17 protein-coding genes are annotated in these 24,089 nt (G+C 41.6%); 14 read left to right on the forward strand and 3 right to left on the reverse strand.

Translation table 11 applies throughout. The features are described from left to right. Positions 1-105: 105 nt before the first annotated feature. Positions 106-483 (reverse strand): MotA/TolQ/ExbB proton channel family protein, encoded by a 378-nt coding sequence (locus N2K84_RS14545; protein ID WP_282592551.1) that lies wholly within the window; start codon positions 481-483, stop codon positions 106-108. A 231-nt stretch (positions 484-714) separates the two neighbouring features. Here N2K84_RS14545 and N2K84_RS14550 point away from each other — a divergent pair, with 231 nt between their 5' ends. The 5 genes from N2K84_RS14550 (at position 715) to N2K84_RS14570 (ending at position 4,663) form a co-directional block, all read left to right on the forward strand. After that, positions 715-1,836 carry a sensor histidine kinase gene (locus N2K84_RS14550; protein ID WP_282592552.1) on the forward strand — a complete coding sequence of 374 codons (1,122 nt, stop codon included), beginning with the start codon at positions 715-717 and terminating at the stop codon, positions 1,834-1,836. After that, the gene (locus tag N2K84_RS14555) at positions 1,824-2,540 is read left to right on the forward strand and encodes a LytR/AlgR family response regulator transcription factor (protein ID WP_282592553.1); all 717 of its coding nucleotides are present in this window, start codon (positions 1,824-1,826) and stop codon (positions 2,538-2,540) included. Before N2K84_RS14550 ends, N2K84_RS14555 begins: the two co-directional genes overlap by 13 nt. A gap of 76 nt (positions 2,541-2,616) precedes the next feature. Next, complete coding sequence (locus N2K84_RS14560; protein ID WP_282592554.1) at positions 2,617-3,492, forward strand: cation diffusion facilitator family transporter; 876 nt, start codon at positions 2,617-2,619, stop codon at positions 3,490-3,492. 75 nt (positions 3,493-3,567) lie between these two features. After that, a complete protein-coding gene (locus N2K84_RS14565) occupies positions 3,568-4,026 on the forward strand; it encodes a DUF6452 family protein (protein WP_282592555.1) in 459 nt (152 codons plus the stop codon). Further along, complete coding sequence (locus N2K84_RS14570) at positions 3,977-4,663, forward strand: DUF6048 family protein (RefSeq protein ID WP_282592556.1); 687 nt, start codon at positions 3,977-3,979, stop codon at positions 4,661-4,663. Before N2K84_RS14565 ends, N2K84_RS14570 begins: the two co-directional genes overlap by 50 nt. 551 nt (positions 4,664-5,214) lie before the next feature. Here the strand turns inward: N2K84_RS14570 and groL are convergent. Next, positions 5,215-6,849 carry a chaperonin GroEL gene (gene groL / locus N2K84_RS14575; RefSeq protein WP_282592557.1) on the reverse strand — a complete coding sequence of 545 codons (1,635 nt, stop codon included), beginning with the start codon at positions 6,847-6,849 and terminating at the stop codon, positions 5,215-5,217. Positions 6,850-6,882: 33 nt separating this feature from the next. Beyond that, entirely contained in the window at positions 6,883-7,161 is a 279-nt protein-coding gene (locus N2K84_RS14580) for a co-chaperone GroES (protein WP_282592558.1), read from the reverse strand. 888 nt (positions 7,162-8,049) lie between these two features. Here N2K84_RS14580 and N2K84_RS14585 point away from each other — a divergent pair. From N2K84_RS14585 to N2K84_RS14625, 9 genes are all read left to right on the forward strand, one after another. Beyond that, a complete protein-coding gene (locus N2K84_RS14585) occupies positions 8,050-8,613 on the forward strand; it encodes an RNA polymerase sigma-70 factor (protein WP_282592559.1) in 564 nt (187 codons plus the stop codon). A gap of 101 nt (positions 8,614-8,714) precedes the next feature. After that, the gene (locus tag N2K84_RS14590; protein WP_282592560.1) at positions 8,715-9,665 is read left to right on the forward strand and encodes a FecR family protein; all 951 of its coding nucleotides are present in this window, start codon (positions 8,715-8,717) and stop codon (positions 9,663-9,665) included. Positions 9,666-9,815: 150 nt separating this feature from the next. Beyond that, entirely contained in the window at positions 9,816-13,202 is a 3,387-nt protein-coding gene (locus N2K84_RS14595) for a TonB-dependent receptor (RefSeq protein ID WP_282592561.1), read from the forward strand. A 16-nt stretch (positions 13,203-13,218) separates the two neighbouring features. Then, the gene (locus N2K84_RS14600; protein ID WP_282592562.1) at positions 13,219-14,817 is read left to right on the forward strand and encodes a RagB/SusD family nutrient uptake outer membrane protein; all 1,599 of its coding nucleotides are present in this window, start codon (positions 13,219-13,221) and stop codon (positions 14,815-14,817) included. 181 nt (positions 14,818-14,998) lie between these two features. After that, entirely contained in the window at positions 14,999-16,666 is a 1,668-nt protein-coding gene (locus N2K84_RS14605) for a GH35 family beta-galactosidase (protein WP_282592563.1), read from the forward strand. Positions 16,667-16,783: 117 nt separating this feature from the next. Next, on the forward strand, positions 16,784-18,952 hold the full coding sequence (locus tag N2K84_RS14610; protein WP_282592564.1) for an alpha-L-rhamnosidase-related protein: 2,169 nt from the start codon (positions 16,784-16,786) through the stop codon (positions 18,950-18,952). A gap of 65 nt (positions 18,953-19,017) precedes the next feature. Next, entirely contained in the window at positions 19,018-22,659 is a 3,642-nt protein-coding gene (locus tag N2K84_RS14615; protein WP_282592565.1) for a family 78 glycoside hydrolase catalytic domain, read from the forward strand. 14 nt (positions 22,660-22,673) lie between these two features. Continuing rightward, a complete protein-coding gene (locus N2K84_RS14620) occupies positions 22,674-22,847 on the forward strand; it encodes a hypothetical protein (protein ID WP_282592566.1) in 174 nt (57 codons plus the stop codon). Positions 22,848-22,868: 21 nt separating this feature from the next. Beyond that, on the forward strand, positions 22,869-23,873 hold the full coding sequence (locus tag N2K84_RS14625) for an alpha/beta hydrolase (protein ID WP_282592567.1): 1,005 nt from the start codon (positions 22,869-22,871) through the stop codon (positions 23,871-23,873). Positions 23,874-24,089: the final 216 nt, after the last annotated feature.

Raw genomic sequence — 24,089 nt, forward strand, 5'->3', positions numbered from 1 at the left:
TGACGGTGAGCGCATGAATCGCGTCAACCCGGATTTATTCCGGCTTCAGCCCCGGATAATAGACAGACCCTGAAATGAATTCAGGGGATCTGTCCAATTTTGAATCTATGCTTCCGTTTTGCGGATCAATATTTCGCGCAATACGCCCCAGACAATCAGTGAAAAAATAAAGATTATAGTCCCGTAAAGCGGAGTGATCATGCTTACTTTCAGCCCTCCGGCAATTAAAGCAGGTGAAATATCCCCGGCTGCTTCGATTGCATCAAAGGCCATCAGCATGCCAATTGCCTGCCCGAGAAACCCGGTGACAATGGCCAGACTTCCAAAAAGCAAAATCAAACCAAGGCTGTTTTGGGTAAACTTTTGCTGCACAAAAAAATGGATTATTTTCTGTACCGAAAAGACCAGCATGCCAATTCCCCATATGGTGATAATCGACATAAACAATGGTCCGCCTTCATAAAATAAATCAATCAGTTTCATCGCGTATAAATTTAAGTTTAAAAATCTGTAACAAGGTTACGGCAAGCTTGTCTTTTTTGCAGTTTTTGTCGATAAACTGTTTCTATCTAATCGGATACAACCAATTTCGACATGGGCCATGCTTCCAATGGCTTTATTGGCGAAACTGCCCGTTTTGATGTAATTCATCGATAAAATTTCACTGTCAAACGATAATTTCAGTAATTTGAACTGTCTAACAGCTTGACCAAGATGAATTCAGTTCGAATGGCACATCAGGGGATCTCTTCCGGCAGAAACTTAATGAAAGCCGGTCAGCACTTTGCCTTTTGGCTGGCTGCCTACTTATTCTTTATTCTTTTTTTCGGACGAGCCAACCGCGATTATCAAACCACGATCATATTTGCGTCCATGCTTTTTCCGCTGGCAATTTTCACCAGTTATTTTCTGAACTATTTTCTGATCCCCCGCTACCTTTATAAAGCGGAGTACTGGCGTTTTTTGCTGTTTCTTTTCTACACGTTGGTTTTTACGCTGTGGTCCGAAGTGATGATCAGCCTGTTTGTTTTTATTATTGTCAGCGATTTTCAGGTTTCCAGGCTTGATCCAACCTCGTTCGACGTGGTCTTTCTGCTGGTTGGCTTGTATTTTATTATTATTGGTTTTGTTGCCATTGAACAAATCAAGCGGGCATTTGAAATGAAACAGGAAAATACCCGCCTGGAAAAACATCAGATGGAAACAGAACTGAAACTTCGGGAATCGGAACTGAAGCTGCTGCGGGCACAGGTCCATCCGCATTTCCTGTTCAACACCCTGAACAACTTGTACGGATTGACCCTTGAGAAATCCGACCTTGCGCCCGAACTGGTACTGAAACTTTCCGACCTGATGGATTATATGCTTTACAAATGCAACAAACCGCGGGTGAGTTTAAAAAGTGAACTGGAACACCTGAAAAATTATATGGAAATTGAGCGCATTAGGTATGGCGAGAAATTACATGTCGATTTTAAAACAGAAGGAAGCGTTGATCAACTGGAAATAGCCCCTATGCTGCTACTGGCCTTTTTTGAAAACGCCTTTAAACACGGCGTTAGCAAATCGATCAGCAATCCTTTTGTTCGCATCCGGATTTGGATTGATGGAAACAACTTCCGGCTGAACATGGTGAACCGCTGCACCCCGGATACGCAAAATGAAGAGGATTACACTAAGGGTATCGGGTTGAAAAATGTCAAAAAGAGGTTGGAGCTGTTGTACCCGGAACACCGGTTGCAGGTTATTTCCCAACCGGATATCTTTGAAATAGATTTGCAGTTAATCCTCGATAAGGGTTCAAACCAAAACAAGGAAAATCAATGGACGAATTAAAATATAACTGTCTGATTGTTGACGATGAACCCATTGCCATCCGGGTAATTAAAAACCACCTGGCGGAATTCAAAAATCTGCACCTGGCGGGTGAATGCAGTAATGCAATCGAGGCCATCGAAATGTTGTCAAAAACAAAGATTGATCTGATTTTTTTGGACATCCAAATGCCGCAAATCACCGGTGTTGAGTTTTTGAAAAACCTGAACCAGCAGCCAAAGGTAATTTTCACCACGGCTTATCGTGACTATGCCATTGAAGCTTTTGAACTGGATGTTGTGGATTACCTGCTGAAACCAATCTCGCTGGTTCGTTTTTCAAAAGCCATCAACCGGTTTTATCAGCGCATGAATGATTCACCACAGAGAATGATTCAACCGGAAACAAGTCCGGCTATTCCGGACCACATCTTTTTGAAAGTTGATAAAAAGCTGCACAGGGTATTATTGTCCGACATGCTCTTTGCCGAAAGTTTTGGCGATTACCTGCATGTTTATACTGAAAAGGAGAAATTTACGGTAAAGGAACGGATCAGTCACCTGGAAGACCAACTCCCCCGTCCTCAGTTCCTGCGCGTGCACCGGGGCTACTTGGTTGCGCTGTCAAAAATTACTGCTTTGCTACCCGGGCTGATTGAAATCGGGAAACACAAAATTCCAATCGGCCGGAATTACAAAGCGGAAGTTGATCGGGTAATTAAATAGCTTTATCGCACGCCGAACCTGTTTCTTTTCTGTATTATCTCCCGATTTTTATATTTTTACCCCGAAAATCTTCGGCATGAAGCCAAACAACCAAAAATACATCATTCAGGAAGGGTGGGTTTCCATTGTAGTGAATACCCTGCTGTTTGGCCTGAAGTACTGGGCCGGGATCGTTTCCGGCTCCATTGCCCTGATTGCCGATGCCTGGCACACGCTTACCGATTCCATTTCTTCGGTGATCGTATTGATTGGCGGGAAAATATCCAGTAAACCGGCCGATGAGGAGCATCCATTTGGTCATGGTCGGGCCGAGCATATTGCCGCCATCATCATTGGCGTTTTGCTGGCCATCGTTGCTTTCGATTTTGTGCTGAGCGCCTGGGAGAAACTACAACTGCGCGAACCGGGCAATTTTGGCACCGTGGCCATTGTGGTTACCATTATTTCCATCGTGCTGAAAGAAGCTTTGGCGCAATATGCCTTTTGGGGCTTTCGCAAAACCAATTCATCCATCTTAAAAGCGGATGGCTGGCACCACCGCACCGACTCGCTTTCGTCCATCATCATTTTGGTCGGTATTTTTATCGGCAGGTATTTCTGGTGGATCGATGCTGTGCTGGCCTTTATCGTGGCGCTGATGATTGCCTATGCCAGTTACGAGATCCTGTCGAAAGAAATCAAATCGCTGCTGGGCGAAGAGGTGGCTCCCGAGTTGGTACTGACAATTAAAGAAGAAGTGGCCCTTTTGCTGAACAGGGAAGTTTATATCCACCACTTTCACCTCCACCAGTATGGCCACCACAACGAGCTGAGCTGCCACATCAAATTGCCACCCGAAATGCCCCTGCACGAGGCACACCACATCTGTACCCAAATCGAAAGGATGATCCTGCTGAAGTTTGACATGGTGGCCACCATTCACCCCGAACCGCTCGGGCGCCAGCTTACCTGAAAGCGCAGAAAGTTTTTTGCGGGGGTTTGATTCCTTGTGAATATGTGTAAATTAGTGATCTGGATGATCAAGCTTATGAAACAGATCAAAATCATGTTGCTGCTGCTGATGGCTTTTGCCGCCTGCAAGGAAGTGTTCGAAACCCCGCCCCAATCGCTGGTTGAAGTTGCCGTTGCTTATTCCGACGGCAAACAAACCGGATCTCCGGCCATTTCGGTTCAGGGCGTTGATCGCGACAGTATCTGGATTTATCAGCTGCAAACAAAACAATTCAGGCTTCCGCTGACCAAGTACGACAGCTCCTCGTTTGTCGTCCTTTTCGACTCCATCCCCGACACGCTGACCATTTACCACGATACCAAACTGAGTTACGAATCGATGGAATCGGGCTTTTTTACCGAACATTTTATTACCGGCATCAAGCACAGCTGGAACCGGATCGACTCGTTGATGGTAGTTGACAGCACCGTAAACCAATTCTGGCATGAAAATATTCGGCTTTATATTGCTAATCTGCCTGCTGACACAGAATAGCTTCGGACAGGAGCAGGAACTGAAGAAAATGCCCAAACGGACCGATAAGTTTATCCGTATGCAGGGCATCCGTCTGGGTATGGATGTTACCCGCCCGTTTCAGGATTTTTGGAACAAGGGCAGCCGTTACGGCACCGAGTTTAGTGCTGATGTGGAGCTGCTGCCCAATTTTTTTCCGGTGGTTGAAACGGGTTGGGAAAAGTTTAAAATGAACCACGATTACGTTTCGTACAGCGGTTCGGGTTCATACACCCGATTGGGCTGCGATTACAACTTCCTGCCGGCCGAGCACAAATTGGATAAAGATATGCTGTACGTGGGGCTTCGCTACGGTTTTAGTCTGGCCAAACAGCGGGTGTCGTCGTATTCGTTTGAAAACTATTGGGAACAAACCACCGGATCATTTCCTTCGCAGAACTACCATTCGCACTGGCTTGAATTTGTGTTGGGCATGAAGGGCGAAATTTTTGAGAATTTCTTCATGGGCTGGTCTATCCGGGGAAAAGTGATGCTGGCCCAGAAGGAGTTTGAAATGCCGCCGGTTTATTTTACGCCCGGCTATGGGAATGCTACCAACAGCTTCAATTTCGATTTTACCTACAGCGTATATTACACCCTTCCTTTTGGGCAGAAGTAAGCAACATGTGATAAGAAAACAAACATGATCCCCGAGAATCACATACAGAAAGTAATAATAGTAGATTAAACGAAGGCTTGTCAAGTTGGCTTGACACGGAAATCGCTTTTAGGAATTAAATGTCATTCTTTCTATTAGAAGATGTTGAACTGCTCTTTTAAGGTTGTCACCATCCGTCCGGCCACGGCATACCGTGGCTTTACACGCCGGATAAAATCTGAAACGCCCTAAAACGGGAAAGCCAAGTATGGTCACAATACGTCGTGACCGAAATGCCATAGCCACGTGGAAAGCCCATATTAACTTATCCTGCCCCTACTGGAAATGCCTCAGCCATTGGACGTTTTTGAGGTACATGCGTATTGAAAGAGTAAAATCCGTCTGATAAGAGATTCTTTATGAGAATTTAGTTCGTTTGAAATAGTAAAGACGGTCTTTAATCGGCTTAAATGAGGAGGCTTATAGAGAAAAAAGCGGCATAACCCAAGGCTACACCGCTTTTACTGTATAGAATTTTTTTGAAGAATACTTCTTCAGGCTTTGGCCGACGATTACATCATGCCGCCCATACCACCACCCATTGGAGGCATAGCAGGAGCGCCTTTTTCTTCTTTTTCCTCAACCAAAACACACTCCGTTGTCAGGAACATACCGGCAATAGAAGCGGCATTTTCCAGGGCAACGCGGGTTACTTTGGCCGGGTCGATTACTCCGGTTTCCAGCAGGTTTTGGTATTCGTCAACGCGGGCGTTGAAGCCGAAGTCGCCTGAACCTTCTTTTACTTTCTGTACCACCACGGCGCCTTCTTTTCCGGCGTTGGCAATAATCTGGCGAAGCGGTTCTTCAATTGCGCGTTTCACGATTTCGATACCTGTTGTTTCATCGTCGTTGTCGCCTGTCATGCCTTCCAGAGAATCAATAGCGCGGATGTAGGCTACACCGCCGCCGGGAACGATACCTTCGGCAACAGCCGCACGGGTAGCGTGCAAAGCGTCGTCAACACGGTCTTTTTTCTCTTTCATTTCCACTTCCGAAGCAGCGCCAACGTACAATACAGCAACACCACCGGCCAGTTTAGCCAAACGTTCCTGCAGTTTTTCACGATCGTAATCCGAAGTTGTCGCTTCAATCTGACGTTTGATCATGGCCACGCGTGCATTGATAGCTTCCTGGTCGCCGGCGCCGGCAACAACCGTAGTAGTTTCTTTGTCAACGGTAATTTTCTCAGCTTCACCCAGCATGTCCAGCGAAGTATCTTCCAGTTTCATGCCTTTTTCTTCGGTAATAACGGTACCACCGGTCAACACAGCCAGGTCTTCCAGCATTTCTTTGCGACGGTCGCCAAAGCCCGGGGCTTTCACAGCGCAAACTTTCAACGAACCACGCAGACGGTTAACCACCAAGGTAGCCAGTGCTTCGCCGTCAACATCTTCGGCAACAATCATCAACGGACGGCCGGTTTGAGCAGTTTGTTCCAATACCGGAAGCAGGTCTTTCATGGTGCTGATTTTTTTGTCGTGGATCAGGATGAAAGGATGATCCAGCTCAGCAGCCATTTTTTCGGTGTTGGTGATGAAGTACGGAGAAATGTAACCACGGTCGAATTGCATACCTTCCACCACGTCAACGTAAGTTTCAGTTCCTTTGGCTTCTTCAACGGTGATAACGCCTTCGGTGTGAACTTTTTGCATGGCTTCGGCAATCAGGGCGCCAATGGACTCGTCGCCGTTGGCCGAAACTTTAGCTACCGATTTAATTTTGTTGAAGTCGTCGCCAATGTTTTGCGATTGGGCTTTGATGCTTTCCACCACTTTGGCAACAGCTTTGTCAATACCGCGTTTCAGGTCCATCGGGTTGGCGCCGGCAGTCACGTTTTTCAAGCCAACGTTGATGATTGACTGGGCCAATACAGTGGCAGTAGTTGTACCGTCACCGGCATCGTCACCCGTTTTGCTGGCTACTTCTTTCACCATTTGGGCGCCGATGTTTTCGTAAGCATCAGCCAACTCAATTTCTTTGGCTACGGTTACCCCGTCCTTGGTAATTTGAGGTGCGCCGAATTTCTTTTCGATCACCACGTTGCGGCCTTTCGGTCCCAGGGTTACTTTTACGGCATCAGCCAATTTGTCAACCCCTTTTTTCAATTGATCTCTAGCTTCGATATTGAATTTAATTTCTTTAGCCATTTTTATTCTCTTTTTAAATTGTTACCAAATAATTTATGCGATATACAACACATCGGTTTGTGACATCAGCAGATAATCGTGACCGTCGATGTTCAGTTCGGTACCCGAATACTTGCCATAGAAAACAGTATCGCCAACGTTGATTTCCATTGGCTCATCTTTTTTTGCAGCTCCAACTAAAACCACTTTTCCTGCATGTGGTTTTTCTTTTGCCGAATCAGGAATAATGATTCCACTTGCTGTTTTAGTTTCTGCTTCCTGCGGTTGAACAAGAATCTTACCTGCAAGGATTTTACCTTTTAAATCTGCCATTTTACAAATTATTTTAGTTAGACATATTTTTAAATTGACACCCTTCCTTATCGAATTTTGTGCCAAAGGATATGGGCTTGAAAACCGGATGAAAGAAAGACAAATTTACATCTATTTTTTGCGACGGTTGTACTCATTAACGGTCTAAATGTCTTGAAATTTGACATTTAATGCGCTGTCATTTTATCTGACAGGCTGACAGGAAATACTGAGTCCGGCTTGATCGCGGAGGGTTCTGCCGCTGGAAAGGGATCCCGGAATGCCTGTTCTATCTTCCTGCCTCGCTTGCCTGAGCCCAAGAAGTACATCGTTAGGGTGGAACCTGCCGGTGGTATTTGTTTGTGGCAAAAGCCCTGGCGTTCATTTTTTTGGGCGCTGGAATATTCAATCAGTAGAATTCGGGTATTCACTTTTGTATTAGTGACTGGTCAACTCCATTTATTCGGATTTGTTTCTGTGTTTTTACACTGTTTCTTATGTATTTTTCAATATAGAATATACAGAGAAGATACGCAGAAGATATACAGAAGATCTGGATTTGACAGGAGGAAAGGAAGCGTTTGTTCCGGGCCAAAAACCGGTTGGCTGAAGTGGGGGAATACCGTTACGAAAGCTTTGTCAACGGGACATTGCCTGCATGCGCCATTTTTGACCGAACGGAGAGCATGCCGGGGCAATCTCCCGTGTCGATCGGGCGGTTATTAAATGACCAAACACGGGATTGGCGTGTTTCAAGTATTATTAAACCAATGGTTTAGGTGTTTTTTGTTTCCGGAGGGTATGCCAATAGTTACATGGGTAAATTGAACTGAAGTGGACAGTTTTACGTAAAGAAGTAAAGTGGATAATTTTTCTAAATTTGCTGATCCAAAACGAAACGGAAAAGAAATGTATCTCAATCAGGCCAATAGCTTTAATGAGATTTATACTGCCTATTACAGGAAGTCGTACCTGTACGTGAAATCGTATGTTCATGACGATATGGCTGCCGAGGATATTGTTTCTGATGCCCTTATTAAATTATGGGAACGGATGAAACGGGAAGCGGTAGATCCGGTCAGGCCTTTTTTATTTTCGATCTTAAAAAACAGCTCGCTCGACTATTTAAAACATCAAACCATTAAACGGGATGTTCACGGTACAATCGGAAAAGCATTGACCAGGGAGCTGGAAATCAGAAAGACATCGCTTGAGTCCAGCGACCCAAATGAAATTTTTTCCAAAGAGATACAGCATATTATTCACGCTACGCTCCAAACACTTCCTGAAAGGACACGGGAAATATTTCTGATGAGTCGTTTTGAGAATAAATCGCATAAAGAAATTGCAGAATTATTTGAGATTTCACAGAAGGGGGTTGAGTATCATATTGCTCAATCAATAAGAGAGTTAAGAGTAGCTCTGAATGATTACCTTCCACTCGTTGGATTCTTTTCTTTCCTGAATTATTAAAAAAGTTTAAAAATCGACTAGGGATACTCCATCTTCAATCGTTTTCTTGTCAGTTAGGGGAAATGTGGAAATGCCTCTACTGAAAACTAAACGTTTCAAGCATGGAAGAGCTTCTTTTAAAATACATCAACGGGGACTGCACTGATGCGGAAAAGGTGACGGTAATCACTTGGTTGGATGCTGACCCTAAAAATATGAAGGAATACCTCGCTCTTCGGAAATTAAACGACATCATGATCTGGCAAGCAGATGCTGCTATTGCCCCTCAGAAAAAATCCAACGAAAAAGCAGCCATCAGGCGAGGAAATAGATACGTTATCGAAGCCCTGAAAATAGCGGCCATATTCGTTGTCGCGTTCTTCGTATCTCATTACTTTTTGCCTGAAAATATGATGTCGGAAGGGGAAACCGCCATGCAAACCTTGCATGTTCCTGCCGGGCAGCGTGCCGAAATCACTTTGGGTGATGGTACTAAAGTCTGGCTAAACGCAAAAACGACTTTGACCTTCCCTAACCAATTTTCGGGAGATACCCGCGAAGTACAACTCGACGGGGAAGGCTTTTTTGAGGTGACTACTGATAAATCGAAGCCATTTATCGTAACGGCAGGCGAGTACAATGTTAAAGTCTGGGGTACAAAGTTCAACCTGATGGCTTATGCTGGCACTGAGGTTTTTGAGACTTCGCTTTTGGAAGGTGCTGTTGAAGTATTGAAGCAAGGCAATTCCAGCGGAATCATGCTTAAGCCGGATGAACAGGCATCTCTCAGGGAAGATAAAATAGTTGTTGCACCAATCCGGAATATGGACCATTTTGTGTGGAGGGAGGGCATTCTGAGTTTTGATAACGCCACTTTCACTGAATTGGTTAATCAGTTGGAGCTTTATTTTGACCTGACCATCGAAGTTAAAAGCCGTCGGGCTTTGAATTACCACTGCACCGGAAAATTCAGAACAAAAGACGGAGTGGAACACATCCTGAAAGTGCTTCAATTGGAGAACAAATTCTCGTACACCATAGATGATAAACGAAATAAAATCACCATTGAATAAACGAATAACCGAACCAAGGAAAATGAAAATGCTTATGACTTAACTAAAAAGAAGAAAACCGGAAGGCGCTTGCAACACCTGCCGGTTAAAGGTCGATACCTGACCTGCTCACTAAAACAATTCAAGTATTTACAACCTAAAAACAAATGTATGAAAAATTATTTGTCAGAGGAATTCTTTGACTTAACCAAGCAACTTCTACGAAAAATGAGGACAACATGTCTATTGATTATCGTGTTTGCATCGTCACTTTTTGCAACCAATGTTAATTCTCAGGTTGCCAAAGTGAATATTGCACTGAAAAACGCCTCTGTTATTCAGGTAATCAGGGCTATTGAAAATCAGACCGATTACCTGTTCGTGTATGATAAAAATGAGATCGACCTGACCCGCCCGGTAGATGTCAATGCCGAAAATCAGTCGGTTGCCGAGGTGCTCAATCAGCTGTTCGGTGATTCTAATGTGGAATATGGCGTGGTGGGCTCGAACATCGTTTTAATGCCTAAGAAAACAATACAGCAACAATCCCCAACTGTTTCCGGGCGTGTGACTGACTTATCGAACCAACCACTTCCCGGAGTAACCGTGTTGGTTAAAGGGACGACAACCGGAACAATCACCGATTTTGATGGAAATTATACGATTGCAGATATTCCCGCTAATGGCACCTTGGTGTTTTCGTTTATCGGCATGAAATCGCAGGAATTTGTTGTTGGAAACAAAACTAGTGTGAATGTGACCATGGAAGAAGAGACTGTTGGCATTGAAGAGGTTGTTGCTATTGGGTACGGAACCATGAAAAAAAGTAATTTGACTGGGGCAATTTCAAAAGTAGGAAACGAGGCTTTGGAAAACCGGTCAATCACCCGTGCGGAACAAGCTTTACAAGGTAAAACTGCCGGAGTTCAAATTATACAAACTTCCGGCGCTCCGGGAGCGAGTCCGGCGATACGAGTTCGTGGATTTAGTTCAAATGTGGCCACTCCTCCTTTATTCATTGTTGATGGGCTAAGAACTAATGATATAGGACTAATCGATCCCAATAACATCGAATCGATCGAAGTCCTAAAAGATGCATCATCAGCCGCGATCTACGGAGCTGAAGCTGGTAATGGAGTTGTCCTTATAACTACGAAAAAGGGGAAAAAAGGAGAAGGTCGTATTTCTTATAGTTACCAAATGGTAACAAACGAACTTGCAAATATTCCAAAACTAATGGATGCCAGTCAGTATATTAACTATATGACTGAAGGCGATTTGATTACTTCCGATCAAGTTAATTCTCTTTGGGATGGAAAAACTGATACAGATTGGGCAGATGCAGCATTTGAGACCTCAATGATGAAGAAGCATAATCTTGCTTTTGAGGGTGGAAATGAGCGTGGATCTTATAATTTGTCACTCTCTTACCTCGATTACGATGGTATTGTTAAAGGGAATGATGACTATCTACAAAAAGTTTCAGGAATGTTGAATGCCGACTATAAGATCAAAGATTGGCTTAAAGTTGGAACAAATAACATGTTCGAAAGATGGAAAGGCAAGTCAGTAGCCGAGAGTAATGAATACGGAAGTTTACTTGGGGCTGTTTTAGCAATGGATCCTTTAACTCCAGTGGTTTATACTCCAGATAATTTACCTGTGTTCATGAGAAATCTGATTACTTCAGGAAATACTTTATTAACTGATGAGTCAGGGAATTATTACGGGTTATCGCAGTTTTTTGAATCAGATCATATCAATCCTTTAATTATAAGAGATCGGGTTGATTCAGAAGGGCAAGGGGTTAATTTAATTGGAACAATTTATGCCGAACTAAATCCCCTTAAAGATCTGACTTTTACTTCGAAACTGGGGTACAGAGTTTCATCGAACGGAAGTTATAGCTTTTCCAACTTATTTTATGCCAATAACGTTGTTCATAACGATAAAATCAATGTTAGCCGCACGAATTCGAATAGTGTGTACTATCAATGGGAAAACTATGCCAATTATAGCAAGAGCATTGGAGAACATACATTTGCTGGAATGGCGGGGATTTCATATTCCGAACCTTATTCAACATCTGTTACTGGTAGCGGAAACGAGATAACGAAAAATAATCCTTTATTCAGAGATCTGAATTACCTGACGCCAAGTGCTACCAAAGGTGTATCTGGTGGTTACTCAAATACTGGCAGACAGTTCTCGTACTTTGGTCGTTTAAGTTACAACTTTAAAGAAAAATATTTATTTCAAACTTCTTTAAGGAGGGATGCCAGTGACCTTTCTGTTTTACCAGAAGGCAATAGGTGGGGGACATTTCCTGCGGCATCTCTTGGTTATGTTATCTCAAAAGAGAATTTTTTCCCAAAATCTACACCCATTGATCATTTAAAAATCAGAGCAAGTTGGGGGCAGAATGGTAGTATCGGTCCGCTTGGAGGATATAGATACGCTGCAACCATCTCGTCACCTGGAGTCTATCCTTATGGACCAGAAATTAGGTATCAGGTCGGTTCCTATCCCAATAAACTTGAAAATCCGGAGTTAAAATGGGAAACCTCTGAACAACTTGATCTTGGCTTCGACTTATTGGCATTTGACAGCCGTCTTGTATTTGCATTCGATTATTTCAATAAAAAAACACGTGATCTACTCGTAGATGTTGTCCCTCCTTATGAAACAGGTGTTGGTTCGGTAACAGTCAATGCTGGTAATGTTTTGAATAAAGGATTGGAGTTTGAAATGAGTTGGAGGGATAAAATCAAGGATTTTAACTACTCATTAAGTGCAAATATCTCTACGCTACACAATGAGGTAACTTATTTAGATCCAAGTATATCAAGAATATCTGGCGCCAATTTCCATACCAATCAAGGCATTACTGTTTTCGAAGAAGGTTACCCGATTTGGTATATGAGAGGCTATAAGTTACTTGATGTTGATGATGAGACAGGTGATCCGATATATGAAGACCAGTTGACCATTGATACAGACAATGATGGAGTAAAAGATCAAAAAGATGGAATTATCAATGATAATGATAAAGTAATGATTGGTAGTGCTATTCCTGATTTTACCTATGGATTGACTTTCAATGCGAGTTGGAAAGGACTTGATCTGACCTTATTTGGGGCAGGATCTCAAGGTAATGACATCTTTCTGGCGATGACTAGAAATGACCGTCCCCGTAGTAACGGATTAACTTTGTACTATGATGAGCGTTGGACCCCGACAAACACAACGGCTAGTAAACCAAGACCCAATAGTAATGGCGTAGATAAATATTGGATAAGTGATGATGTTGTTTTTGATGGTTCTTATTTCCGAATTAAACAAATTCAATTGGGTTATAATCTTCCTCAAAGGATTGTAAATAGATTAGCTATGAAAAATTTAAGAGTTTATCTTTCTCTGGATGACTGGTTCACATTTACCGATTATCCTGGCTTCGATCCTGAATCATCGGCAGGTGCAACGTCTTCTCTTGGTGTCGATAAGGGAGCTTATCCGATTTCTCGTAAAACAACGGTTGGGGTTAATCTTACATTTTAGTAAAACGAAAATTTAAATGAAAATGAAAAATTTATTTCCAATTATATTCATCTGTTGCTTATTTTTAGTAACAGCATGTGAAGAAAAACTTGATATTCCGCAACAAGGTGTTGTCGCAATTGATAATTTTTATGAAACCGATGAAGACGCTGAAGAAGCTATTACTGCGGTATATCTTCAGTGGCGTAGTATGATAGGCTCCGATTTCTTTCTTTTGAACGGACTATCGGATGAAATACATTCAGGAGGGGGAGCTCGTGGTGATAATCCTTTTCTTGAACAACTTTGCGAATATAGTTTTTCCTCTGCAAATTCATGGGTTAACGACTATTTTAGAGGCTTATATACCATGATTTATCGCTGTAATCTTGTAACTGAAAGAATTGAAAGTGATACAGATGTAAAAGCCAGAGTGATAGCCGAAGCGAAAGTAGCAAGAGCTTGGGCTTATTCTAAATTGGTAACATTGTGGGGGAAAGTGCCATTGGTAACTACAGAACTTGCTCCGAGTGAGTACCAACAACCTAATGCTGAAATTTCTGCGGTCTGGGCGCAAATTGAAAAGGATTTTACCGAAGCCATTTCATCAGGGGCACTATCGGAGAAAAGTTCGCCAGATGACAAGTCTATTGGTGCAAAAATTACGAAACAGGCAGCCCAAGCTTTTTTAGGTAAAGCACAACTTTTTCAGGAGAAGCACAGTGAAGCTGCAACCACGTTAAAAGCTGTTATAAATTCAGAAAATTATCGTCTAATAGCAGATTACGAAAATGTTTTAAGGGCAGTTCAGGATTTTGGTCCTGAAAATATTTTTGAGGTGAATTCGCTTCCTGATCCCGATAATCCCTGGGAGCAAGGTACATCGTGGTTCAGTCCGGCTTTTGGTTGGAATTCATCATTAATGGATTTGTCAACAGGGTACAACGAGGGTCATCATGATTTGATTCCGACTGGCTGGGGTTTTTGTAACCCTACTAAAGAGCTTTATGATGCGTTTGTTGCCATGGAAGGTGCTGACGGTTACCGGTTAAATGCTACTATTAAGACGTACGAGCAGGTGATGGCAATCTCTCCTGAAGCACCAATCACCATCCGACCGGGTTCAAAACTATATGGACATGAGGGATACTTCAACTGGAAATTGAGATATTTAGGTTCAGAAGTTATTCCCAATACTTGGGGATTTGCCGGCTCAAATAATTATCGGTTTATGAGGTATGCAGAAGTTCTCCTTCTCGCATCAGAAGCTTGCTTATTATCTGGTGATAAAGCCAGTGCCCTAAATTATATCAATCAAATTCGGGAAAGAGCACAATTACCGAATTTGGCAAACGTAACCTTGGATGATATTAAAAACGAAAAACGTCTGGAGTTATGCTTGGAACAAGTAAGATTTGAGGATCTTGTGAGATGGGGGGATGCTGGAAATGTGCTAGCTGGTAGAGGAGCTAAAATTCCGACGTTTGCCGGATTGAAAGATGATGGCACTTATGAAGTAACCTATCCATTTGAAAATACAAATTACGGGTTCAAACCAGGGAAAAATGAATTACTTCCGTTCCCGGAACATGAGATGAATGTTAATAAAAATCTGATTCAAAACACAGGTTACTAAAAGTTAGCTTTGATTAAATCCGGGCGAGTTTATCCTATGGATTCTAAAGGGAGTATGGAGATTATTTTGTTTTCAGATTCTTCAATACTTGATAGCGAATTCTATTAAACTCGTCTGGATTCTATTAAATCTTTTCTTTCACTTTTCTTTCAACATATTAAACTTTGAAACATCAGTTATTATGGACATAGTATCAAAACTAATTTATACTGTTTCTTTTATTCTCCTCTTAGCGTCAACCACATTTTCGCAACTACCATACCTGCAAAAAAACAATGGTACTGTAAAATTGATTGTTGATGACAAACCATTTATCATGTTAGCTGGAGAACTACACAATAGCACAGGTTCCAGTATTGAGTATATGGATGGACTTTGGTCGAAAATGGCCGATCTAAATTTAAATACAGTTCTTCCTACTGCATCTTGGGAACTTATTGAACCGGAAGAAGGTAAATTTGATTTTAGTTTGGTCGATGCCATCATTGAAGGTGCCCGAAGAGAAAATATAAAAATTGTATTGGTCTGGTTCGGAAGTTGGAAAAACGGGGAATCAACTTATGCTCCACGTTGGGTGAAGAAAGATCCAAAAAGATTTCTCCGTGCAAAGGATGCCAATGGAAAAACGCTTGAAATATTATCTCCATTTTCCGAAGAAAATTTGAAGGCTGACCGAAAAGCCTATACTACACTATTGGAGCATATTAAAGCAGTAGATTATGATCATACTGTCATTATGGTACAGTGTGAAAATGAAGTGGGTGTTTTTCGAACTGCACGGGATCATTCGTCTTTAGCTGAGAAAAAATGGACAAGTGATGTTCCCGCTGATTTAATTCAATATCTTCAAAATAACAAAGAAAATCTTCACGGTGAATTAAAGAAAGTGTGGGTTGAGAATGGGGAAAAAACTCGTGGTAATTGGGACGAAGTGTTTGGGAAAAGTCGGGAAAAAGGGGATTATCCGTTTTACACCGAACAGCTTTTTATGTCGTACTATTACGCAAAGTACATTAATGAAATTGCCGAAGCAGGAAAGAAAGTTTTAAATCTTCCGGTTTTTTGCAATGCATGGCTTAGATATGCTACAAAACAACTACCAGGTTCATTCCCCAGTGGTGGCCCAAATGCTGAAGCATTTGATACATGGAAGGCCGCAGGGAAAAGTATTGACTTTTTAGCTCCGGATATCTATGTTGATCAGTTTGATAGTGTATGTAATGTATATACCAGGAAAGACAATCCGCTTTTTATTCCTGAAAGTGGTTTCGGAGCTGTTCGTGCTATGTATGCAGTTGGAGAATATGACGCCCTTGGTTTTTCTCCGTTTGGTATTGACGGCGATGCAGTTGAACACTCTTCAGAAACTGAGGTGAAACAGTCTATTGATGCGTATCAGCAGATGGCGAACATGGATAGCCTGATTACATCCAACTATGGATCGGATAAAATGCGGGGCGTTTATTTAAATCAGTACAATCCAATACAGACATTGGTAATGGGTAACTACGAGTTTAAATTGTTTCCCACAGCTTTTCGTCCACAATTCGATTTTGTCGATGATCCTCCATCTCAACTACCAAAAAAGCCTTTCAACGCTGGCGGATTAATCATTCAAATTAGCGAGAATGAATTCTATATTCTGGGTTGTGGATTTAAGTTTGAAGTGAAAACAAAAGAAGGAGTAAAAAGTGAATTTGCCGGTGTGCTTTCGATCGATGAGGGTGCATTTAATGATAACCGGTTTATTCCTGGAAGACGCAGAAACGGAGATTCTATGACTGGCCTATACCCGCTAATGGAAAAGGAAAAGGTAAAGAGTTTTAAAGTTGAATTATATCATTTTTAACAACATAAAGCGAGACTGAATTTAAACCATCAGTTCTCCGCTTTTATTTCGCGATCATTCTGCCAGCTTTTTGTATAAATTATATGAGTCATGTAATCAAATATCAATTTTAGATCAATGAAAAGAGTCAAACTTATATTCTTATTGGTTATTATTTATTCTTCTTTCTCTTCCTCTGCTCAAACCTGGGTTTGGTTTCCAGGCGATTATGAAAATTGGCTTGGAAACCAAATGAACAATCGCCGCACGGAAAGAGGTATTGATGTCCCTGTGCAATGGAAGCTGGATAACCATGAACCTCTTATGATTTTTACAAAAGAAGTTAATTTGGAGAAACCGGAAGAAATTGAAGTTTATGCTGAAGGCGAATATGTTATTCGGGCCGGTTGGAGATTGAGAGTTAACGGGAACAAGAATAGACCAACGAGAATTACGCTGCCAGTTGGTAAAAACGTGATCGAAATCAAAGTTGTCAATTATGCCACTGTCCCTGCCATATACGTAAAAGGTAATACAATAAAAACAGATACTTCTTGGATGGCAAGTCCTTTGGAAAATCAAAGGATAACTGTAAATATGAAACATCCCGATTCGCCATCCGGATATTATATGAATGCCGGTTCGGGAAACCTAAATGATCCAAACGTGAAGCCTTCTAAATTTAAACTTCCAACTACTCCCATGGGATATGTTGAACTGAAAGAAATGGCAGGAGGCAAACTTTATGATTTTGGAAAGGAAACTTTTGGATTTGTAAAATTTCATAACCTCATCGGTACCGGCAAAATAAAACTTCAATATGGAGAAACTGCGGAAGAAGCGCTGGATAGTGAACATTGTGAGACTTTTCGAACCTATGATGTTCCAAAAGGGAAAGCTGATTATATAGTTGCACACTCAAATTCTTTGAGGTATGTTTTCATAGTAGCTGAAAACGCTCAATTTGATGATGTTTCCCTGCTTTATGAATATTCTCCCGTTGAATACCGTGCATCATTTAAGTGTAACGATGACGAATTAAATAAAATTTGGGAGGTGGGCAGATACACCCTTCAACTAACCACCCGGGAGGTTTTTATCGACGGAATAAAACGCGACCGTTGGGCATGGTCAGGAGATGCACTACAAAGCTACCTGATGAACTATTATATGTTCTTTGACAAGGAAACAACCAAAAGGACCATGTACACCTTGCGTGGAAACGACCCTGTCATATGCCATCTGAATAACATTTTGGATTACTCTTTCTATTGGTTTATTGGCGTTTATGACTATTACCTTTACACAGGAGATAAACATTTTTTAAGGCAAATATATCCTAAAATGGAATCGCTGATGGATTTCATTCTCGAACGCAGAAATGAGCGTGGATTGGTTGAAGGATTGAAGGGAGACTGGGTTTATATTGACTGGTTTGATCACGATGTTGACATAACTGGTGAAGTAAGCTTTGAACAGATTGTTTTTTGCAAAAGTCTTGAAACCATGGCTACGTGTGCAGATATACTTGGAATCGACCGTGAAGCCGAAAAATATGAAAAACTGGTTAATGATGTAAAATCAAAATTAGGTGATTTCTGGGACGAAGAAAAACATGCCATCGTCTTTAACCGCAAAAATGGGGAAAACAGCGAACAGATCACCAAGCATGCCAATATGTTTGCAGTATTTTACGATTATGTCTCTGAAAAACAAAAGGAACAAATAAAAAACGCCGTCATTTTAAACCCTAAAATTCCCGCTATCTCAACCCCCTACATGCGGTTCTATGAACTGGAAGCCATGTGCAGTTTAGGTGAACAAGACTATGTTTTAAATGAAATGAAAGACTACTGGGGCGGAATGCTCAAATTGGGAGCTACATCATTCTGGGAAAAATATAACCCTGAACAAACCGGACTTGAGCATTATACCATGTACGGTCGTCCTTATGGGAAAAGCCTTTGCCACGCATGGGGAGCAAGTCCCGTTTATCTTTTGGGAAAATATTTTGTAGGGGTAAAACCAACAAAACCAGGTTACGAAGAATTTGAAATCCGACCGGTTTTGGGTGGATTGGAATGGTTTGAAAGCAGAGTACCTACTCCCAATGGGAATATAGACGTTTATGCAGCTAAAAAAGAAATTAGGGTGACTGCAACTGAAGGTGAAGGATACATTATTTTTAACAGTACGAGTTTGCCTAAAGTTAATATTGGAAAAATTGAAAAGATCGGTGAACATGAGTTCAAAGTGAAGATAATTGGAGATGGGCTGGAAGTGAAAATTGAGTACGAAACTATATAAAAACAGGTATGAAAGTAAAGGATATTTGTCAATATGCAATGGACTTTTAAAGCAAATCACTAAAGATGAAAAAGCAAATCAAATATTATCAAAATCAGGGAAGGCTTGCAATGTTGCTTGTTATCCTATCTGTAGGTCTCCTTTCATTCAAGGGATTTTTCAAACAATCAATTACTATTGACAATCTCACTGTAGAATATACCAGTACACCTTTGGGAATTGATGAAACTCAACCTCGTTTTGCATGGCAAATGCAAGTCGCTGACAATGTTCGGGGAGTATATCAGACTGCTTATCAGATAGAAGTGAAAAATCCGGAAGGTGAATTAGTTTGGAACACCGGGAAAGTGGGAAAAAGCACCTCTCTGGCTATCAAATATGAAGGTTCCGCGCTTCAACCTGCTATACGGTATGAGTGGACGGTCACAGTTTGGGATCAAAAAAACGAACAACATTTGGCTAGTTCGTGGTTCGAAACCGGTTTGATGAATACCGAAATTTCAGCTTGGGAGGGTGCGCAATGGATAGGCGGAGGTGACAATAATCTGGTCTTTTATTCACACTACCAGCTTCTTTTTATATTGAAATATTCGTTGGCCATTACCGAGGGCAGTTCCAAAGCAGCATTGGTTTATGGGGCCAATGATATGCGGCTGATGGATAAATACAAAAATATTTATCAGCTTGAAAATAAAAGAAACGAAAGCTACATAAAACTGGAATTGGATATATCTGATGTTGATGGTTCATCAAATGGACTGGCTAAATTGAAAGTGTACAGGGTAGGCTATTCGCCTACTGATAGATCAGATACCCCATTTGAAACTTTCACGATACAATCATCGGTGATTAATAATAAAAACAAACACGATAAGCATGATTTTCTGGTAAGAAGTGCTTTTGGTAAAATCACCATAGTTGTAGATGACAATCCTGATTTTAATGCAAAAGATAAAGCATCGGGCGATCCAATGCCACCATGGTTACAAGCTGAATTTAAAGGGGCTTCGGTAAATCTCAATCCGGTTGGCGATGGGGCAAACTACATTCCCTTTGGAATGCTATGTGATATAGGATTTGCGATGGAAACCGGTCAAAAAGCAACTTTTTCAAACCTGAGAATATTCAACGACCGAAAGCCTAATATTACGCTTTTTAAAGAGGAACTATCTGGCTCCAACAAGAGTATATTTTCCCCTCATGTTTCGATATCCAACGGTGCATACCTGCTTGATGGAGGACAAAGCGGTTTGTTTATCGTAACCGATCCAAGTCAAAATGCTGTACCAATGTTGAGGACAGAATTTAGCCTGGATAAAAAAGTTGAATCTGCAAGATTATATGTTACTGCACGGGGGATATATGAAGTACAAATCAATGGCGAAAAGGTAGGCAAGGATTTTTATAATCCAGGTCTAACACAATACAATAAATCACATTTCTACCAAACATACGATGTAACCGATATGTTGGAAGAAGGCTCTAATGCGATCGGGGCTATGATGGCAGAAGGCTGGTGGAGTGGACTGTTGAGTTTTGGGTCTGTTTGGAATCATTTTGGTGATCGTCAGTCACTGCTTGCAAAACTGGTTGTAGCGTTTAGCGATGGTTCGCAGGAAGTTATCGTTACAAATGAAGACTGGAAGTTTTATAACGATGGTCCGATTAGATACAGCAGCCTCAATTTAGGGGAAATATTTGACGCCACTAAAGAGGAAGAAATAGCAGGATGGGCCAAGGGCGGATTTGATGATTCATCTTGGAAACAAGTCGAAATTGTTCCGTTGGCAGAAACTACCTTCTCCGGAGAAGAAAGAGAGTTTATGGGTAATGTTACTCAGTTCGATTTCAATAATGTAAAATTAATCGGTCAGATAGGAAATAACGCTGGCGTTTTTAAAACATTGAGGGCACAAAGCATAAGTGAGGTGCGCCCGGGAGTTTATGTGTACGATATGGGTCAGAATTTTGTGGGAGTTCCGCAGATTTCGATTGCCAACGGAACAGCCGGTGATACGCTGGTTCTTAGGTATGCCGAGATTCTTTATCCCGATCTGGAGGAATCAGGTGACAATGTGGGGATGATTATGACCGAGAATTACCGGGCAGCAATTAGTCAGGATATTTATATCATGAAAAATGGAGAACAGGTTTTTCAGCCTAAATTCACTTCACACGGATACCAATATATTGAAATTACCGGCGTTGACAAACCATTGCAACTGGAGTCTGTCCAAGGCATTGTCATCAGTTCAGTACTTGATCTTACTGCTGATTATAAAACCTCTAATTCAAAAGTCAATCAACTGTGGTCAAATTTAGTCTGGTCAAATGTCGATAACTTCCTGACACTTCCTACCGATTGTCCGCAGAGGAATGAACGTATGGGATGGTCGGGTGATATTTCGGTATTTTCACGTACAGCGACTTATATTTCCAACAGCGATCAGTTTTTGAGACGGCACATGTTTTCCATGCGTGATCTACAAAAGGAAAGTGGCAAGTTTACTGATATTGCTCCCATTGGGGGTGGTTTTGGTGGTGTCCTGTGGGGAAGCGCAGGAATAACTGTTCCCTGGGAAGTTTATCAGCAATACAACGACCTTGCCTTGCTGGAAGAGCATTACGATGCCATGATTGATTACATCGATTATCTGGCAACCACCATCAACCCGGAAACCGGCATCACCAGCGACGGACAGCTGGGCGACTGGCTCGGCCCGCAAAATAATATCCTGGGAACACCTTTCCTGACAACAGCTTACCATGTTTTCGATTTATGGATCATGAAAAACGTGGCGAATGCGCTCGGAAAAGAAGCTGATGCAGCACGTTTTGAAAAGATGCATAACGAACGAAAAGCATTCTTCAATAAAACCTTTATCAATGAAGAAGGAAAAACCATGGGACTGATTGGCGGCGCTCGTGGATTTGGTCCAGTTGGTCCGGAAAAACCAGAATTCAGACTTGCCGACACGCAAACTTCATATGCGGTTGGTGTGGCTCTTGGGGCTTTTGATGATGACCTTGTTTCTCAAATAGCTAAAAATCTGGCAACCGCAATCGAAAGAAAAAATACAGACGATGAGGGTGTCCTTCACCCCGAATATTCCCTGATGACTGGTTTTATTGGCACTGCATGGGTTAGCAAGGCACTATCCGATCATGGGTATAATGAGCAAGCATACAGGCTATTGCAAAACAACCAATACCCATCGTGGTTATATTCCATCGATCAGGGAGCAACTACCATTTGGGAACGACTAAATGGTTATACAGTTGAAAACGGTTTTGGCGGGAATAACAGCATGAACTCATTCAATCATTATTCGTTTGGCGCCGTAGGGCAATGGATGATGGCTTACTCACTGGGAATTCAGCGGGATGAACCTGGGTTCCAAAGGTTCATACTTCAGCCAACTCCCGATCCGACAGGAGAAATGACTTGGGCCGAAGGGTACTACGATTCCATGTATGGACGCATTGAAAGTGCGTGGAAAATAGAAAACGGAAATCTTATTTACACCGCAACTGTTCCGGCAAATACAACCGCGACCTTACACCTGCCGGCAAAAACTTTAAATGCAGTCAAAGAAGGTAGCAATCCGGTAACTAAAACCAACGGAATCTCTAATGTAAAATTTGAGTCAGGCAAAGTTGTCGCCGAATTGAAGTCAGGTACCTATACATTCGTTTCCGAGTTTTAATCGACCACCTAAACATGGCGTTTAAGAAAGCGGATTTAGCCTCGTTTAATATACCAGAACAAGCCTGGATTGTAGATGCAGGGAGTAATGACGTTTTAGTAGGGGCTTCTTCGCAAGAACTGAAAGCAAAACCTTCTTTAGAAATTCCCAAAACAGAGTGGGTAGAAAAGGTTACAAAAACATTTTGATTAAATAAAAAAAGTAAAGGAATGAAACTAACGCAAATACTATTTTTATTGACATTTCTAGGTTGTGGAAATTTAGGTATTGCCCAACAAAATAACCTTGATGAGGATTATTCATCTTACCTATCGGAAATTCGGTCGTTTTATGCAGTGCAGCCGCCATTTCCAAAAATTACACTGACACCGGAGAGTATAAAAATGGCTAGAAAACTCTTTGATAAACCTCAATCTACTGTTCTTACTCCAACAGAAAAAGAAATAGATGGTCCTTATGGAACAATAGGACTAAGGATTTTTCAACCTGAAATGGTTGATGCAGTTTATTTACATATTCATGGCGGTGGAAATTTATGGGGATCTTCATGTTCTGACGATTCAATAAATGATGTATTGGCAAGAACTTGTCAAGTAGCTGTTGTAAGTATTGAATATCATCTAGCTCCTGAGTATCCCTATCCCGCACAAATCGAAGAATGCAGCATTGCCGCAAAATGGTTATTAGAAAATTCGAAACAGCTTTTTGGTACCGAAAAGATTTTGATTGGCGGAGGTTCCGCGGGAGCACAAAATGCAGCTGCAACGATGCTCTATGTTCGTGATACCTTGAATGCTGCAAGCAAAGTTTTAGGATTATGCCTTCATTATGGAATTTATGATTTGAGTAAAACTCCCTCTCATAGACTAGCGACAAATGACACACCAGGTTTAAATAAACTTTTTTTGGAAGAAATCATGCGAGTTGCTTATGGTCAATTTTCACTCGCACGACTTCAAAGTCCAGGTTTTTCTCCCTTGTATGCCGATTTGGAAGGATTACCTCCCACTTTCTTTCTATGTGGTACAGCAGATGCTTTTATTGATGACACCAATTTCATGGAATCTCGTTGGCGGATGGCAGGAAATGAGACCTACCTCGCATTATTCCCAGAATGTGCACATGGCTTCAATAACTTAAACCTGAAAATAGCAGAAGTTGCGAATAAGCTTTGGTTTGATTGGGTTGTAACGGTAATTAACAAATCGGAGTAGAATTAATTTAGGCTTTATGAGCAAATTCGAGGGAATAATTTAATAATTCTAGATTCTATATGTTACGATTGAAAGTTCTCTTGTAGCTTATCTAAATTTGGAGATACACCTCCTGTCCTTCGTTTATAACGGAGGGCAGGAGGTACGGCACTTGCAGTGCCACATTGAATTGATTTATATGTTGGATCCCCTCGTTCGAAAATCGTTTCAATTAGA

The organism is Gaoshiqia sediminis (assembly GCF_025907915.1).
GTDB classification, from domain to species: Bacteria; Bacteroidota; Bacteroidia; order Bacteroidales; family Prolixibacteraceae; genus Gaoshiqia; species Gaoshiqia sediminis.

What these genes read in the sequence shown, in the direction of transcription:
- N2K84_RS14545 (WP_282592551.1), bottom strand. Translation starts at nt 483, where the DNA reads ATGAAACTGATTGATTTATTTTATGAAGGCGGACCATTGTTTATGTCG.
- N2K84_RS14550 (WP_282592552.1), top strand. Translation starts at nt 715, where the DNA reads ATGAATTCAGTTCGAATGGCACATCAGGGGATCTCTTCCGGCAGAAAC.
- N2K84_RS14555 (WP_282592553.1), top strand. Translation starts at nt 1,824, where the DNA reads ATGGACGAATTAAAATATAACTGTCTGATTGTTGACGATGAACCCATT.
- N2K84_RS14560 (WP_282592554.1), top strand. Translation starts at nt 2,617, where the DNA reads ATGAAGCCAAACAACCAAAAATACATCATTCAGGAAGGGTGGGTTTCC.
- N2K84_RS14565 (WP_282592555.1), top strand. Translation starts at nt 3,568, where the DNA reads ATGAAACAGATCAAAATCATGTTGCTGCTGCTGATGGCTTTTGCCGCC.
- N2K84_RS14570 (WP_282592556.1), top strand. Translation starts at nt 3,977, where the DNA reads ATGAAAATATTCGGCTTTATATTGCTAATCTGCCTGCTGACACAGAAT.
- groL (WP_282592557.1), bottom strand. Translation starts at nt 6,849, where the DNA reads ATGGCTAAAGAAATTAAATTCAATATCGAAGCTAGAGATCAATTGAAA.
- N2K84_RS14580 (WP_282592558.1), bottom strand. Translation starts at nt 7,161, where the DNA reads ATGGCAGATTTAAAAGGTAAAATCCTTGCAGGTAAGATTCTTGTTCAA.
- N2K84_RS14585 (WP_282592559.1), top strand. Translation starts at nt 8,050, where the DNA reads ATGTATCTCAATCAGGCCAATAGCTTTAATGAGATTTATACTGCCTAT.
- N2K84_RS14590 (WP_282592560.1), top strand. Translation starts at nt 8,715, where the DNA reads ATGGAAGAGCTTCTTTTAAAATACATCAACGGGGACTGCACTGATGCG.
- N2K84_RS14595 (WP_282592561.1), top strand. Translation starts at nt 9,816, where the DNA reads ATGAAAAATTATTTGTCAGAGGAATTCTTTGACTTAACCAAGCAACTT.
- N2K84_RS14600 (WP_282592562.1), top strand. Translation starts at nt 13,219, where the DNA reads ATGAAAATGAAAAATTTATTTCCAATTATATTCATCTGTTGCTTATTT.
- N2K84_RS14605 (WP_282592563.1), top strand. Translation starts at nt 14,999, where the DNA reads ATGGACATAGTATCAAAACTAATTTATACTGTTTCTTTTATTCTCCTC.
- N2K84_RS14610 (WP_282592564.1), top strand. Translation starts at nt 16,784, where the DNA reads ATGAAAAGAGTCAAACTTATATTCTTATTGGTTATTATTTATTCTTCT.
- N2K84_RS14615 (WP_282592565.1), top strand. Translation starts at nt 19,018, where the DNA reads ATGAAAAAGCAAATCAAATATTATCAAAATCAGGGAAGGCTTGCAATG.
- N2K84_RS14620 (WP_282592566.1), top strand. Translation starts at nt 22,674, where the DNA reads ATGGCGTTTAAGAAAGCGGATTTAGCCTCGTTTAATATACCAGAACAA.
- N2K84_RS14625 (WP_282592567.1), top strand. Translation starts at nt 22,869, where the DNA reads ATGAAACTAACGCAAATACTATTTTTATTGACATTTCTAGGTTGTGGA.